General features: G+C 46.4%; 13 protein-coding genes. 9 read left to right on the forward strand and 4 right to left on the reverse strand.

The annotated features are described in order from the left end of the window. Window positions 1–9 precede the first annotated feature (9 nt). The 4 genes from accC to acuI all read right to left on the reverse strand — a co-directional run bounded on the left by accC (window position 10) and on the right by acuI (window position 3,628). Window positions 10–1,359 (reverse strand): acetyl-CoA carboxylase biotin carboxylase subunit, encoded by a 1,350-nt coding sequence (gene accC / locus AACX38_RS09205; protein WP_099122279.1) that lies wholly within the window; start codon window positions 1,357–1,359, stop codon window positions 10–12. A 22-nt stretch (window positions 1,360–1,381) separates the two neighbouring features. Beyond that, a complete protein-coding gene (accB, locus tag AACX38_RS09210) occupies window positions 1,382–1,840 on the reverse strand; it encodes an acetyl-CoA carboxylase biotin carboxyl carrier protein (protein ID WP_099122280.1) in 459 nt (152 codons plus the stop codon). A 150-nt stretch (window positions 1,841–1,990) separates the two neighbouring features. After that, window positions 1,991–2,449 (reverse strand): type II 3-dehydroquinate dehydratase, encoded by a 459-nt coding sequence (gene aroQ, locus AACX38_RS09215; RefSeq protein ID WP_099122281.1) that lies wholly within the window; start codon window positions 2,447–2,449, stop codon window positions 1,991–1,993. A gap of 204 nt (window positions 2,450–2,653) precedes the next feature. Then, on the reverse strand, window positions 2,654–3,628 hold the full coding sequence (gene acuI, locus AACX38_RS09220) for an acrylyl-CoA reductase (NADPH) (RefSeq protein WP_099122282.1): 975 nt from the start codon (window positions 3,626–3,628) through the stop codon (window positions 2,654–2,656). Window positions 3,629–4,215: 587 nt separating this feature from the next. Here acuI and AACX38_RS09225 point away from each other — a divergent pair. The 9 genes from AACX38_RS09225 to tldD all read left to right on the forward strand — a co-directional run bounded on the left by AACX38_RS09225 (window position 4,216) and on the right by tldD (window position 15,627). Next, window positions 4,216–4,356, forward strand: coding sequence for a hypothetical protein (locus AACX38_RS09225; RefSeq protein WP_169926627.1), 141 nt, complete (start codon window positions 4,216–4,218; stop codon window positions 4,354–4,356). A gap of 43 nt (window positions 4,357–4,399) precedes the next feature. After that, the gene (gene mreB / locus AACX38_RS09230; protein WP_086113213.1) at window positions 4,400–5,443 is read left to right on the forward strand and encodes a rod shape-determining protein MreB; all 1,044 of its coding nucleotides are present in this window, start codon (window positions 4,400–4,402) and stop codon (window positions 5,441–5,443) included. Window positions 5,444–5,563: 120 nt separating this feature from the next. Continuing rightward, window positions 5,564–6,622 carry a rod shape-determining protein MreC gene (gene mreC, locus AACX38_RS09235; RefSeq protein ID WP_228862900.1) on the forward strand — a complete coding sequence of 353 codons (1,059 nt, stop codon included), beginning with the start codon at window positions 5,564–5,566 and terminating at the stop codon, window positions 6,620–6,622. Further along, complete coding sequence (mreD, locus tag AACX38_RS09240; protein WP_099122283.1) at window positions 6,619–7,107, forward strand: rod shape-determining protein MreD; 489 nt, start codon at window positions 6,619–6,621, stop codon at window positions 7,105–7,107. The genes mreC and mreD overlap by 4 nt, the downstream gene beginning before the upstream one ends. Before the next feature lie 80 nt (window positions 7,108–7,187). Continuing rightward, a complete protein-coding gene (locus tag AACX38_RS09245; protein WP_099122284.1) occupies window positions 7,188–7,775 on the forward strand; it encodes a Maf family protein in 588 nt (195 codons plus the stop codon). Further along, window positions 7,772–9,241, forward strand: a complete 1,470-nt coding sequence (gene rng / locus AACX38_RS09250; RefSeq protein WP_099122285.1) for a ribonuclease G — start codon at window positions 7,772–7,774, stop codon at window positions 9,239–9,241. The genes AACX38_RS09245 and rng overlap by 4 nt, the downstream gene beginning before the upstream one ends. 244 nt (window positions 9,242–9,485) lie before the next feature. After that, window positions 9,486–13,319: an AsmA2 domain-containing protein YhdP gene (yhdP, locus tag AACX38_RS09255; protein ID WP_228862901.1), complete on the forward strand. Its 3,834-nt coding sequence runs from the start codon at window positions 9,486–9,488 to the stop codon at window positions 13,317–13,319. Next, a complete protein-coding gene (gene nit1, locus AACX38_RS09260) occupies window positions 13,316–14,176 on the forward strand; it encodes a deaminated glutathione amidase (RefSeq protein ID WP_228862902.1) in 861 nt (286 codons plus the stop codon). The genes yhdP and nit1 overlap by 4 nt, the downstream gene beginning before the upstream one ends. A gap of 5 nt (window positions 14,177–14,181) precedes the next feature. Further along, window positions 14,182–15,627: a metalloprotease TldD gene (gene tldD, locus AACX38_RS09265; RefSeq protein ID WP_099122287.1), complete on the forward strand. Its 1,446-nt coding sequence runs from the start codon at window positions 14,182–14,184 to the stop codon at window positions 15,625–15,627. The last annotated feature ends 43 nt before the right edge of the window (window positions 15,628–15,670 follow it).

Below are 15,670 nucleotides of genomic sequence, written 5' to 3' on the forward strand. Positions count from 1 at the left end.
AAAAAAGCCTTACTTATCATGTAAGCCCAGTTTCTTCTCCAGATAGTGAATATTGGTTCCGCCTTTCTGGAAGTTTTCATCATTCATGATGGACATCTGCAAATCGATATTGGTTTTGATGCCATCGATGATCAGTTCTGCCAGCGCGTTCTTCATACGTGCAATTGCCACTTCACGGGTTTCTCCATAAGTGATCAGTTTGCCGATCATGGAGTCATAATATGGCGGTACGGTATATCCTGCATAAATGTGGGATTCCCAGCGCACGCCGAACCCACCCGGAGAGTGGAAATGGGTAATTTTGCCCGGGCTTGGCAAGAATGTTTTTGCATCTTCGGCATTAATACGGCATTCGATAGCATGGCCTTTGATGACAATATCTTCCTGCCTGATGGACAGTGGCATACCGGAAGCAATGCGTAGCTGTTCCTTGATCAGATCAACGCCAGTGATCATTTCGGTAACAGGGTGTTCAACCTGAATACGGGTATTCATCTCAATGAAATAGAACTCACCGTTCTCATACAGGAATTCAAACGTACCCGCTCCGCGATAGCCGATTTCCATACAAGCGTTGGCACAGCGTTCACCGATGCTGCGGCGTAGTTCAGCCGAGATACCCGGTGCAGGAGCCTCTTCCACAACTTTCTGGTGACGACGCTGCATGGAGCAGTCACGTTCAGCAAGATAAAGAGCATTGCCCTGACCATCAGCCAGTACCTGAATTTCAACGTGACGAGGGTTTTCAAGGAATTTTTCCATGTAAACCATGTCATTATTGAAAGCAGCTTTAGCTTCAGCACGAGTCATGGCAATAGACTGTTCCAGCTCTTTATCACTGCGGACAACGCGCATACCACGCCCGCCGCCGCCTCCGGAGGCCTTGATGATCACCGGATAACCGATGCGCTGTGCGATCGATTTGTTCTTCTCAGTATCATCACCCAAAGGGCCGTCAGAACCAGGAACGCAAGGTACACCGGCTTTTTTCATGGCGCTGATGGCAGAAACTTTATCACCCATCAGGCGGATAGTTTCTGCTCTCGGGCCGATAAAGGTGAAACCGGAGCGCTCCACCTGCTCAGCAAAATCAGCGTTTTCAGACAGGAATCCATAACCCGGATGGATTGCCTGTGCACAGGTGATTTCAGCCGCAGAAATGATAGCCGGAATATTCAGGTAACTTTTTGCTGATGCGGCAGGGCCGATACAGACCGTTTCATCTGCCAGCAGGACGTGTTTCAGATCACGGTCTGCCGCAGAGTGCACAGCAACAGTTTTGATCCCGAGTTCCTTACAGGCTCTCAGGATACGCAGTGCGATTTCACCGCGGTTAGCTATGACTATTTTCTCAAGCATGGGTTTTTCCCGCGTGATGCGCTTATTCGATGATGACCAGTGGCTCGTCAAATTCAACAGGCTGACCGTCTTGTGCCAGAATGGCCTTCACGACGCCGGTTTTGTCAGCTTCGATCTGGTTCATCATTTTCATGGCTTCAACGATGCACAGGGTATCGCCCTGATTAACATGCTGACCGATTTCGATAAAAGGTTTCGCATCCGGGCTTGGAGAACGGTAGAACGTACCAACCATTGGGGAACGAACGGTGTGACCGCTGATCTCTGCTGCGGCTGGTGCTGCCGGAGCAGCAGGTGCCGGTGCTGCAACGGGAGCAGGCTGTTGAACAGGCGCAGAGATATACTGCTGAGTGATCGGCATGCCCTGAACGGCCGTAGTACGGCTGATGCGAACTGATTCTTCACCTTCAGAAATTTCCAGTTCAGAAATGCCAGATTCTTCAACCAGCTCGATCAATTTTTTTATCTTACGAATATCCATGAGTGTGATTCCGTACTCTATTTATGTAAATTAGTTATACCCTTCGCCTTTCGAGTTGCCTCTTTGTTGGCTGCGCTCACTCACCCCGGTCACATAGTTAGCTATGCTCCCGGGGATTCATTCCCTTGCCGCCGCGATGCAACTCGAAATTCATTGGGTATTGGATTTTGACAAGCGGTTGACCGCTGCCTGTAATGCAAAACTATAGCCATCAGCACCCAAACCACAGATCACGCCAACGGCAATATCAGAAAGATATGAATGATGGCGGAATGGCTCGCGGGCATGCACATTAGAGAGGTGGATCTCAATAAATGGAATATCCACTGCCAGAAGTGCATCGCGTAACGCTACGCTGGTGTGCGTGAATGCCGCAGGGTTAATCAGAATAAAATCGGTATTCCCCCGCGCAGTATGAATTCTCTCAATCAGTTCAGATTCTGCATTGGATTGCAGATGGAATAATTCAATACCCGACTGGTGAGCTTCTTGTGACAGTTTGCTGACGATGTCATCAAGCGTTAACTTGCCGTAGGTCTCTGGCTCTCGCGTTCCCAATAGATTCAGGTTGGGACCGTTCAAGAGTAAAATGCGAAACTTGTCTGCCATTGTGCGGGTATCTCCGGCAATCTGTCAACAATCGTTCAAGATAACTCGATGACAGCAGTTTGTCATCTTTTTCTATTATCAATATTTGTAAATTTGACGATAAAGCCCGACATTATAAACATATCGTAACATTTAGCAGCAAAATACTGGTCTTATCAGCTTTTCGGGCTTGATTTTATTAGACTTACGCTTATCGGCATAGTTTCAGCGGATCTTTACCACTGTTCTACCTGTTGACTGATTGTTTACCAACTGATTAGCGTGTTCGATCACCTGATCTAATGAAATTTCGTTTGCGGTCTGTTGATAAAAAGATTCCGGCAACAGCTTTTGTAACCGCTCCCAGATCTTTGGTCTATCGGCGGCCGAGACTATTGCTGACTCAACACCCTGTAAGCGGACATTACGCAGGATAAATGGCATGACAGTGGTAGGCAGATTAATGTCGCTTGCCATCCCGCAGGCAGCTACGGTGCCGTTGTGGGATACCTGAGCCAGCAATTTGGCCAGAATTGTACCACCGACAGTATCAATAACACCTGACCATCGCTGTTTTTCCAGCGGGCGAGCGGGTTGGCTGAAGTCTGAAACCGGCAGAATTTCTTTTGCTCCCAGAGAACGTAAATATTCCTGACTTTCGGGTTTACTGCTGATGGCGACAACAGAGTACCCTAACAGAGAGAGCAGGGTAATTGCTGTGCTTCCGACTCCGCCAGTGGCACCTGTGACTGCGATTTCGCCGCTTTCAGGGGTTATACCTCCCTGTTCCAGCGCCATAATACATAACATAGCGGTGAAACCGGCTGTGCCGATAATCATAGCCTGTCTGGTACTTAAACCTGCTGGCAATGGAGTCAGCCATTCACCTGAGACTCTGGCCTGTTCTGCCAGACCACCCCAACGATTTTCACCCACACCCCAGCCGGTTAATAAAACCTGCTGCCCGATATGAAAGCGGGGATCTTCTGAGTGACGAACAACGCCGGAGAAGTCGATCCCCGGTATCATCGGAAACTCGCGGATGATTTTCCCCTTGCCGGTGATAGCAAGTGCATCTTTATAATTGAGGGTTGACCAGTGAATATCGACGATGACATCACCGGGTGGAAGTTGGGTTGTGTCAATATCCTGAATAGAAGCTGATAATGTATCATGCTGTTCCAGCAGTAATGCTTTCATAGGTTCTCCCTCTGATGGATTTTGGGTATAACACCATCACGATTCTCATGATTTCATTTTTTGTGACATTCTCAATATAGATAAAATTAAAAATGCAGAAACGGGCAGTCTGCAATATTGTGATGAATAGTCGCAAAACAGTGATTGCTGATTTTTATTCGGGTACATGCTGAAAGTTAAATATGCCTGATAATGATTTCAATATTGATAATTCACTTATTAATAATGACTTTGTTTTTATATCTTATTGGTTCAGTAATCAACAGATTTATCCGCCGATTACAGGTGCATAAGTGTCGATGAAGAACAATTTTTCTTTTAAGTGCTGAAGATAAAGCGGGAAATTAATGAATCATTTTTACCGGGCTTATTGGGGCGTGATATTGGCTAGAGATGGCAAAATAAATCAAAATATTTGAGAAAAAATTAATTTTTGTTGAACTTGCTGAAATCATTATAGGTCAACATAGAAAAAGTGAATCAGTAACATCGCGGGATGCACTATATACACTATAATGTTGGTTTTTAGGGCATTTGGACATTTTAGGGTTCAGTGACGGGGTTATTGGTGGAATTAACCCATTTTTATGCAGTTTTTTTCTGCTCTGTCAGAAAAAAGTAACGTAGAATATCGTGTTTCTGATGTGAATAACGTAGCCACTTTCATTGAAGTAGTAAAAGTAGTTAATGATGCGCCTTGTCGCTGCTTCATGTGGTTGGTAGAGTAGACGGACAACATCCGTCCCCAGCTTGCAGGATTATCCTTTCGTTATGTTAAAGAAATTTCGTGGCATGTTTTCCAATGATTTGTCCATTGACTTGGGTACTGCCAATACCCTTATTTATGTTAAAGGTCAGGGAATTGTCTTGGATCAACCCTCTGTTGTTGCTATCCGACAAGACAGGGCCGGTTCACCAAAAAGCGTTGCAGCCGTGGGGCTGGAAGCAAAACAGATGTTGGGACGTACTCCGGGGAATATCGCAGCTATCCGGCCAATGAAGGATGGTGTGATTGCTGATTTTTATGTCACGGAAAAAATGTTGCAGCATTTTATTAAACAGGTTCATAACAACAGTTTTATGCGTCCTAGCCCGCGCGTACTGGTTTGTGTACCAGTCGGGGCGACGCAGGTTGAGCGTCGGGCTATTCGTGAATCAGCCCAAAGTGCAGGAGCACGCGAAGTCTTTCTGATTGAAGAGCCAATGGCGGCGGCAATCGGTGCAGGTTTGCCCGTTTCAGAAGCAACGGGTTCAATGGTTGTTGATATCGGTGGTGGTACAACAGAAGTTGCAGTTATCTCCCTCAATGGCGTTGTCTATTCTTCTTCTGTCCGTATCGGCGGGGATCGCTTTGATGAAGCGGTTATCAATTATGTCCGCCGCAACTATGGTTCACTGATTGGTGAAGCGACAGCAGAACGTATTAAACATGAAATTGGTTCTGCGTACCCAACGGATGAAGTCCGCGAAATCGAAGTACGTGGCCGTAACCTTGCTGAAGGTGTACCACGTAGTTTCACACTGAATTCCAATGAAATTCTGGAAGCCCTGCAAGAGCCGCTGACCGGTATTGTCAGTGCCGTTATGGTAGCACTGGAACAGTGCCCGCCAGAGCTGGCTTCTGATATTTCAGAACGAGGCATGGTGCTGACCGGTGGTGGCGCATTGTTACGCAATCTTGATCGCTTGCTGATGGAAGAAACAGGTATTCCTGTGATTGTGGCTGAAGATCCACTGACCTGTGTTGCCAGAGGTGGCGGTAAAGCGCTGGAAATGATCGACATGCACGGTGGCGATTTATTCAGCGAAGACTGAAAGTAACTCTGCGAGCTGGGAGGCGTGTTTATCGGTGCCTCCTTGCTGTTTATCCAAAAGTGTATCGTTTATGACTCTTTTATTGTTTATGACACGAAACCGCTCAATAATGCGCAACTTATGAAGCCAATTTTCAGCAGAGGGCCCTCCCTACAATTACGACTCTTTTTTGCTGTTGCTATTGCCATTATTCTGGTTGTGGTAGACAGCAGGTTTGATTTTTTCCATAAAGTCCGTAGCTATATGGATACGGCAGTGAGTCCTTTTTATTTTCTTGCCAATGGTCCCCGCCAGTTTTTAGATGGTATTTCTGATTCTCTAACTGCCCGCAAACAACTTGAGTTGGAAAATTACTCCTTGCGCAATGAATTGCGGTTGAAGGACAGCAAATTATTACTTCTGGGCCAATTAAAACAGGAGAATATCCGGTTACGTTCCTTACTGGGTTCACCTTTGCGTCATGATGAACACATGATGGCTACTCAGGTAATTGCCCGTGGTCTGGATCCTTATCGCGATCAAATTGTTATTGATAAAGGCGCAAAAGATGGTGTTTATGAAGGGCAGCCGGTTGTTAGTGATCGCGGTGTTGTCGGGCAGGTTGTTTCAGTAAGTCAGCTAAGTAGCCGGGTGTTACTGATTTGCGATCCGATTCACGCCCTGCCGGTTCAGGTATTACGTAATGATATCCGGGTGATCGCTGGTGGTACAGGCTGTGCCGATGATCTGCACCTTGAACCATTACCGAGTGACACGGATATCCGGGTCGGTGATGAACTGGTGACTTCTGGTCTGGGGGGAAGATTCCCTGAAGGTTATCCTGTGGCAGTGGTTTCTTCTGTCAGGATAGACAATCAGCGGGCTCATACCGTTATTTACGCCCGTCCTTTGGCCGAATTACGTCGCCTGCGTTATCTGCTGTTGGTATGGGGGCCGGATAATAACCCATCTGAACCGTTGCCGCCTTCTGAGGTATATCGAGCCGCAAATGAGCGCATGAAGCAGTTTTTGCCATACGTATTGCCAAATCCGGCTGATGAAAAACTTCACTCTTTGCCAGAAGATTCAAGTGGAGAGGGTAGTAAAAAAGAGGATAACAGAAAGAAACCCGTGGCCGGGCAACCATCTTCAGTCGCCCCATCAGTTAATAAACCATTAGCTACGGAGAATAACCGATGAGTCAGTATCACGGACGTGGTCTCTGGGTTGTCTGGTTGTCTTTCTTGATAGCAATGGTTTTACAGAGTATGCCGTGGCCGGAACAAGTTGATGTATTCCGGCCAACGCTGCCAGTGTTATGCCTTATCTACTGGCTGCTTGCTATTCCTCATCGTATCAGTGTTGGTACCGGGTTTATTCTGGGTATCCTGATTGATTTATTGCAGGGCAGCATTCTTGGCGCGCATGCACTGGCTTTTAGTCTCGTGAGTTTTCTGGTTGCTTTTAAATTTCAGCTCATTCGCAATATGGCACTCTGGCAACAATCACTCATTGTGATGATACTCTCAACATTGATAAACCTCTGTGTTTTCCTGACTCACGCTCTGATCCTGCAGACTATTTTCCATTCTGAAGTATTCTGGAATGGCGTAGTCAATGGTATTCTCTGGCCCTGGCTATTCTTATTAATGCGGAAAATCCGCCGTCAATTTTCAGTTCGTTAAAGGCGGGTTCTACTTTTTAATGAACAGCTTTTATATAAATGAACCGCTTTTAAATGAACTGACAGAAAGGATGACTCACTATGAAAACTCTTTACTTGGCTTCTGGCTCACCACGGCGGCGTGAGCTGGTGGAACTGCTGGATTTTAATTTTCAGATCCTGACACCACAGGTTGAAGAGAAATGGCAGGAAGAAGAGTCTCCGCAGCAGTATGTCGAACGATTAGCCAGAGAAAAATCAAAAGCGGGTGTGGCAATTGCGCCGGATGATCTCCCCGTTCTGGGCGCTGATACAATTGTTGTGCTGAATAATCGTATTCTGGAAAAACCCCATAATGAGCAACATGCAGCGGAAATGTTACAGGCGCTGTCAGGACAACACCATCAGGTCATGACGGCTGTTGCTTTATCGAACAGTCAGCATACCTTAAGTGAGTTAGTGGTTACAGATGTGATATTTCGCCATTTATCCCAACGTGAAATACAGGAATATATTGCAACTGGAGAACCAATGGATAAAGCCGGCGCTTACGGCATTCAGGGTAAAGGCGGTTGTTTTGTCAGAAGTATTAATGGCAGTTACCATGCTGTTGTCGGCTTGCCACTGGTTGAAACGTATGAATTAATCACACGATTTTTGGCGTTAGCTGATGGGAAGGGTCACTTATGACAGCAGAGTTATTAGTCAATGTAACACCATCCGAAACGCGGGTTGCTTATATCGATGGCGGTATTTTGCAGGAAGTTCATATTGAACGGGAAGCTAAACGGGGAATAGTCGGTAATATTTATAAAGGCCGTATCAGCCGGGTTTTACCCGGTATGCAGGCGGCTTTTGTTGATATCGGGCTGGAGAAAGCCGCCTTTTTGCATGCTTCAGATATTGTGCCTCATACAGAATGTATCGCAGGCGAGGAGCGGAAAAACTTTAATGTCAGGGATATTGCTGAGCTGGTCAGTCAGGGGCAGGATCTGCTCGTTCAGGTTGTCAAAGATCCCCTCGGCACCAAAGGAGCACGCCTGACAACCGATATCACCCTGCCTTCACGCTATCTGGTTTTTATGCCGGGGGCCTCCCATGTTGGTGTTTCCCAGCGAATTGAAAGCGGAGAAGAGCGCGATAGGCTGAAATCCATCGTGATGGATTATTGCGATGAACATGGCGGGTTTATCATCCGCACTGCCGCAGAAGGGGTAAGAAAAGAGGAGATTGAGCAGGATGCTGCATTTTTGAAGCGCCTGTGGAGTAAGGTCATTGAGCGTAAAAAACGGAATATCACGAAAACGAAAGTTTATGGTGAGCTGGCATTAGCGCAGCGTATTTTACGTGATTTTGCCGAAGATTCTCTTGATCGCATCCGGGTTGACTCCCGCCAGACCTACCTGCAAGTGCAGGAGTTTATTGATGAGTATATCCCTGAAATGAATGCCAAGCTGGAACATTATCAGGGAAATCAGCCGATATTCGATCTCTGTGGCGTGGAAACGGAAATTCAGCGCGCACTGGAGCGCAAAGTAGAATTAAAGTCGGGTGGCTATCTGATTATCGATCAAACCGAAGCCATGACGACCATTGATATTAATACCGGTGCTTTTGTTGGGCATAGGAACCTGGAAGAGACTATCTTTAATACTAATATTGAAGCTACTCAGGCGATTGCCCGGCAGTTGAGGCTACGCAATCTGGGCGGGATCATTATTATTGATTTTATCGATATGGCTGACGGAGAACACCGTCGTCGGGTTCTCGCTTCTTTGGAACAGGCTCTAAGTAAAGACCGCGTGAAAACGACCATCAATGGCTTTTCTCAGCTTGGTCTGGTGGAAATGACACGCAAACGCACGCGGGAAAGCCTTGAGCACATTTTATGTGATAATTGCCCGACTTGTCAGGGGCGCGGCACCGTAAAATCTGTTGAAACGGTATGCTATGAAATTTTACGGGAAATTGTACGTGTTCATCGCGCCATTAATGCAGATCGTTTTCTGGTCTATTCTTCCCATGCTGTGAGTGAAGCCCTTAAAGGAGAACACTCTCACGCTCTGGCTGAGGTAGAAATCTTTGTTGGTAAATCCGTAAAAGTACAGGCTGAACAGCTGTACAGTCAGGAACAATTTGATGTTGTTATGATGTAACCTTAAATTTTTTGAGTAAATAACATACTCTATGGATTTCAAGTTGCATCGCGGCGGCAAGGGAGTGACAAATTCGTCGGGAACGAATTTGCCCAGCCAAAGGCTAGCCTCCGGTGAGAGGCAGGAGCCTCTCAGTCATCCCCTGAGCATAGATAACTATGCGACTGGGGTGAACGAGCGTAGCCAACAAAGAGGCAGCTTGAAAGACGACGAGTATAACGTGCTGAAAAACAAGGAGAAATGAGTGAGGCGACTGCTCGGGATATTATTAGCGACAGCCGCAATAATCATTATCATTGTGGCTTTGTTTGTCAGCGGGTTACGTTTTTTCCTGCCTCATATTAATGATTATCGCCAGCAATTGGCACGCCAGATTTCAGCCTTGACCGGTGTTTCCGTCAATATAGGTTACATCAGTGGTCGCTGGGAGCCATTTGGCCCTCAGCTGGAAGTCCGGGATCTTCATGCAACAAACGAAGAAACGGATATTAAAGCCAAAAAAGTGACGCTTTCTCTGGATGTCTGGCGCTCATTATTACAGCGGCGCTGGCATTTCCGTGACCTTTCTTTTTATCAGCTTCAGGTGGATTATGATAAGCCACTGTTTGATGGCGAAAGTGAACACCAGTTACCTAAACCGGACAAGCTATCCTCCCTGTTTCTCGAACGTTTTAATTATTTCGAATTGCATGACAGTAGCCTGACTTTTCCTACTCCATCGGGAGAAAAAGTCAGATTATTATTACCGCAGCTGGCATGGCTGAATAAAGACAACCGGCATCGTGCAGAGGGGCATATTAACCTGTCTTCGATTAATGGGCAGGAAGGTGTTGTACAGATTAAATTTGACCTGAAAGATATTAATCATGTTTTAGATAGCGGCACTATCTATTTACAGGCTGATGACATTGATATGCGGTTGTGGCTCAGCCGATGGTTAAAAGACAGTACCGGCCTGGAAAATGCCCGTTTCAGTCTGGCTAACTGGATTACCCTGAAAAACGGGAGAATTGATAGTGGGCATTTACAACTCAGGCACGGGTATGCCAGCTGGCATGTGGGGGAGAAGAAACATCAGCTCACTGTTCATGATCTGCTTTTGCAAATGCGTCGTCAGGGAGAAGGCTGGCTGTTCGATATCCCAAATCTGGAAAGCCTGAACACTAATGGTCAGCAGTGGCTTGCCGGTCGTTTTGCCGCCTTATATATCACGAAGGCAAACAAATATCAGAACAAAGATCATTGGCGTATTCGGGCTGAAAATATTCAGCTTGAACGGCTGAGTGGCATGTTGCCGCTGATGTCACCTGTGACTCCTGAGATCGTCAATGACTGGCAGCATCGGCAGCTAAAAGGACTAATTCACCGTTTTGACCTTGATGTCACGCCTGAACTGGCCGATGGCATGGATATTGCTGTTAAGTGGCAGGATGTCAGCTGGTCTCGCTGGAAAGAGCTGCCTTCAGTGAATGATTTTAGTGGCACGCTGGCGGGAAATAAACAGCAAGGAAACTTCATATTTGAGTTGAAAAATAGCTTTATTGATTATCGGCAAATGTTTCAGGCACCGTTTGATATTGCCAGCGGTGCAGGGAAAATCGAATGGAAAAGTGATCAGGAAGGTTTGAAAATATGGAGTCAGGGGCTGGATTTGCAGGCCAAATCATTATGGATAAACGGCGATTTTAATTATACAGAACTCAGGAATAAGCCCCCAAAGCTGGAAATGCTGGCAGGGATCCGAGTCGAGGATGCAGGCGAAGCATGGCGCTATTTTCCCCAAACCCTGATGGGAAAATCACTGACGGATTATCTGACGACAGCGTTAATTAAAGGGAAAATCGATAATGCCACGCTGATTTTTCAGGGTAACCCTCATGACTTTCCATTCAGGCATAACAATGGCCAATTTCAGGTGTGGGTTCCCCTGCGCAATGCAACATTTAAGTACCAGCCAGACTGGCCAGCTCTGTTTGACCTGAATGCTAATTTGAATTTCCGCAATAACGGATTATGGATACAGGCAGATAAAGCGAAACTGGGTAAAGTCGATGCTTCCCGGGTTTCTGCTGTTATCGCTGATTATGATAAAGAAAAACTCTTAATTGATGCTGACATTTCCGGAGATGGCGAAGATATTCACGACTATTTTCACCATAGTTCATTATCCGATACTGTCGGAAGTGCGCTGGATAATTTACAGCTCAGCGGCAAGGTTGATGGCAATCTTCATCTGGATATACATCTGGAAGATGGAAAAACTGATGCCCGTGGTGAAGTGGTGCTGAAAGATACTGAACTCTTTATTCAGCCACTGAACAGTAGAATGAAGCACCTCAGTGGCAAGTTCCGCTTTGATAATGGCAAATTGCAAAGTGATAGCCTTTCCACTAACTGGCTTGGTAACCCTCTGTCATTACGATTTACGACGCAGGATTTAGCGCAACATTATCAGGTTAATGTTGACCTGAATGCTGGCTGGCCCGTGGCAACACTACCGGAATTGCCGGCAGAAATACGCCGCCAGTTATCAGGGCGGCTTGACTGGCAGGGAAAAGTCAATATTACCATTCCCTCAAAAGGTGAGGTTTTGCAACATGAATTACCACAACAGGGCGCAAAATATCAGGTTGCAATCAATGCTGATTTGTCACGTATCAACAGCACGTTAGACGGGCTGGAAACCGCCTCTTTGCAGGAATTGAATGATCTCAATATTCAGGCCGAAGGGGATGATAATCAGCTTAGGCTTACCGGTTCATTAGGGAACAGATATAAATTCAATAGCCAATGGTTACTGGAGAAAGGCTATACCCGTTTACAGCGGGGTATTCTGAACACAGATAAAAACGGCATTCCTGCGTTACCTGAAAAATCAATGCTCGAACTGAATTTACCTGATATTGAAGGTGATAAATGGCTGGCACTGCTTGGAACATTGGAAACCAAATCCGGAACGGGTGGTGCTTTCAGGTGGCCTGAGTTATTTGAAATTACAATACCTTCTTTGAATATCGGCGGGCAGCGTTGGCATAATCTTATACTGAGTGCCAGCAAACAATCTGATAGTTTGCATATTAATGCGATCGGAGAAGAAATTGACGGCGATTTGTGGGTTTATTCGGATAGGATATGGCAGGGAGCATTTAATTATCTCTATTATAATCCGGTGTTCCCGGGCAGCGCTGCCAATGATGGCAACTCGCTGGCTTCAAGCGTAGCAGATACACCAAAATATAATTTGAGTCACTGGCCAACATTTAATGTGAGATGTAATGAATGCTGGCTGGCCGGATCGAAAATCGGAAAAATTTCAGGAACGGTCAAACCGGAAGGCAACTCATTGGTTCTGACTGATGGCCGGGTAGAAAATAGTGCTGGTAAATTGACATTATCCGGTCATTGGAGTGAAAGTAATGAGGGAAACTATACTCGGGCTAAGGGGCAAATATCAGGGGGAAGTTTAGATGATATGGCTGCTTATCTCGGGTTCATTATTCCCATTACCGGTGCTCCATTTAAGTTTGATTTTGATCTTAACTGGAAGGATACGCCGTGGCAGCCTGATATTAAAACGCTTAATGGCCGTCTGACAGGGACACTGGGCAAAGGCACAATAGCTAAACTGGGCGCAGGCAGAGCCGGACAACTGTTGAGGCTGGTCAGTTTTGATGCTTTATTGCGTAAATTACAGTTGGATTTCAGTGACACATTCAGTGATGATTTTAACTTTGATTCTATGCGCGGCGATGCACAACTAAAAAATGGGGTTATGTATACGGATAACTTCCATATTGATGGGCTGGAAGCTGATATCGATGCAAAAGGTCAGATAAACTTTATCCAGCGTCAGCTCAATATGGAGTTGGTGATCACCCCGGAAATATCAGCCACAGTCGGTGTGGCAACCGCTTTTGCGATTAACCCTATGGCAGGTGCTGCTGTTTTTGCAGCGGCGAAAGTGTTAGGCCCGTTATGGAGCAAGATCTCAGTCATTCGCTATCGAATAACCGGCAGTCTGGAACAACCTAAAATTGATGAAGTCTTACGTCAGCTTAAGGAGAATAAAGGGTCATGAGAAACGTCAATGTTGCACTCTTACAATTATGCAGCGGTACAAACATCAAACATAATTTAGCGCAAATTGAACAGCAGATTAAGCAATTGCCTAAAACTGTAAAGCTGGTTCTGACCCCGGAGAATGCCTTACTGTTTGCAGACGCTGATGCTTATCGCGAACATGCAGAAGAACAGGGAACAGGCCCGTTACAGCAGGCCGTGCGTGAACTTGCACAGCATTATGGTATCTGGTTACTGATTGGTTCAATGCCGATGATCAGTCGGGAAGATCCGAACCGTATTACCAGCAGTAGCTTATTATTTGATGATCAGGGTGAAATTCGCGCCCGCTATGACAAGATCCACATGTTTGATGTCAATATCAAGGATGAACACGGCTCTTATAACGAATCTTCTATTTATCAGCGTGGTGAACACATTACGGTTGTTGATACACCTGTCGGTCGTCTGGGAATGACTATCTGTTATGATCTGCGTTTTCCCGGCCTGTTTCAGGCACTGAGGGAACAGGGCGCCGAACTGATTTCTGTACCGGCTGCTTTCACCAGACTGACAGGTAAAGCACACTGGGAGCCACTTTTGCGTGCCCGCGCAATTGAGAATCAATGTATTATACTGGCTCCTGCACAGGTCGGTGTGCACGGCACCCGCAGAACGTGGGGGCATTCAATGGCAGTGAGTGGCTGGGGGGAAATCATTAAGAAAAATCCTCTGAGTGTCTGTGCACTCCAGCTCAATATCCGGCGAGACAGCCTGACTCACATGCGTGAACAAATCAGAGTGGTGAAACATAATCGCTTCCGTCCGCAACTGACTTCTTTGATAAAAAAGAATACAAATTTAGATAAAGAGTAAACACTATGAGTTTAACTTATGTCAGTGAACATTTACTGACTGACAATGGCCTGAATCATAACGACTTGTTTTCTGTATTAGGGCAGTTGGCAGAACGCCGCCTTGATTATGCTGATCTCTATTTCCAGTCCAGCTACCACGAAACGTGGGTATTGGAAGATCGTATCATCAAAGATGGATCCTATAATATTGATCAGGGAGTAGGTGTCCGGGCTGTTAGCGGCGAGAAAACCGGTTTTGCCTATGCTGATCAGATCACTCTGAATGCCTTGCAGCAAAGTGCACAGGCAGCGCGCAGCATTGTAAGAGAAATAGGAAATGGTACTGCCCATACCCTGGGAGCAGTAACACATAACGCTTTGTATCCAGCAGTAGATCCGCTGCAAAGTATGAGCAGGGAAGAGAAAATCGCCTTGCTGCACCATGTTGATAAAATTGCCCGTGCGGAAGACCAAAGAGTACAGGAAGTTAATGCCAGCCTGAGTGGGGTTTATGAGCAGGTACTGGTTGCTGCGACGGATGGCACATTAGCCGCTGATATCCGTCCGCTGGTACGTCTTTCTGTCAGTGTATTGGTCGAAGAAGACGGCAAACGCGAGCGTGGTTCCAGTGGCGGTGGTGCCCGCTATGGTTATGAATATTTCCTGCAAGACACTGATGGGCAGACGCTGGCAGAGCAATTTGCCCGTGAAGCTGTTCGCATGGCATTAGTCAATCTTTCAGCAGTTGCGGCTCCGGCGGGAGCGATGCCGGTTGTACTGGGTGCAGGCTGGCCGGGCGTTTTACTGCATGAAGCCGTTGGTCATGGTCTGGAAGGTGATTTTAATCGCCGTGGCACATCTGTTTTCTCTGGTCAGATTGGGCAGAAAGTTGCTTCCGAGCTATGTACTGTGGTTGATGATGGCACGATTGAAGGGCGTCGGGGTTCATTATCTATTGATGATGAAGGGGTTCCGGGACAATACAATGTCCTGATTGAGAACGGCATTTTAAAAGGTTACATGCAGGACAAACTTAATGCACGTTTGATGGGTGTTGCTCCGACGGGGAACGGTCGTCGTGAATCTTATGCCCATTTGCCTATGCCACGTATGACTAACACCTACATGCTGGCGGGTAACTCTACACCAGAAGAAATTATTGCCAGTGTTGATCGTGGTCTGTATGCACCGAATTTTGGCGGCGGTCAGGTGGATATTACTTCAGGTAAGTTTGTCTTCTCGACATCAGAAGCGTATTTGATTGAAAACGGTAGGATCACCAAACCGGTAAAAGGCGCAACGCTGATTGGCTCCGGTATTGAGGCGATGCAGCAGATTTCCATGGTTGGTAATGATTTAGCCCTTGATAAAGGTGTTGGTGTCTGTGGTAAAGAGGGTCAAAGTGTTCCCGTGGGAGTTGGGCAGCCTACATTGAAACTGGATAACCTGACCGTAGGCGGAACAGCTTGACACTTTTTGGCGTGATTTGATCCATTAAGTGCAAGAGGTCATT

This window comes from Xenorhabdus sp. PB30.3 (genome assembly GCF_963895965.1).
Lineage (GTDB): Bacteria > Pseudomonadota > Gammaproteobacteria > Enterobacterales > Enterobacteriaceae > Xenorhabdus > Xenorhabdus stockiae.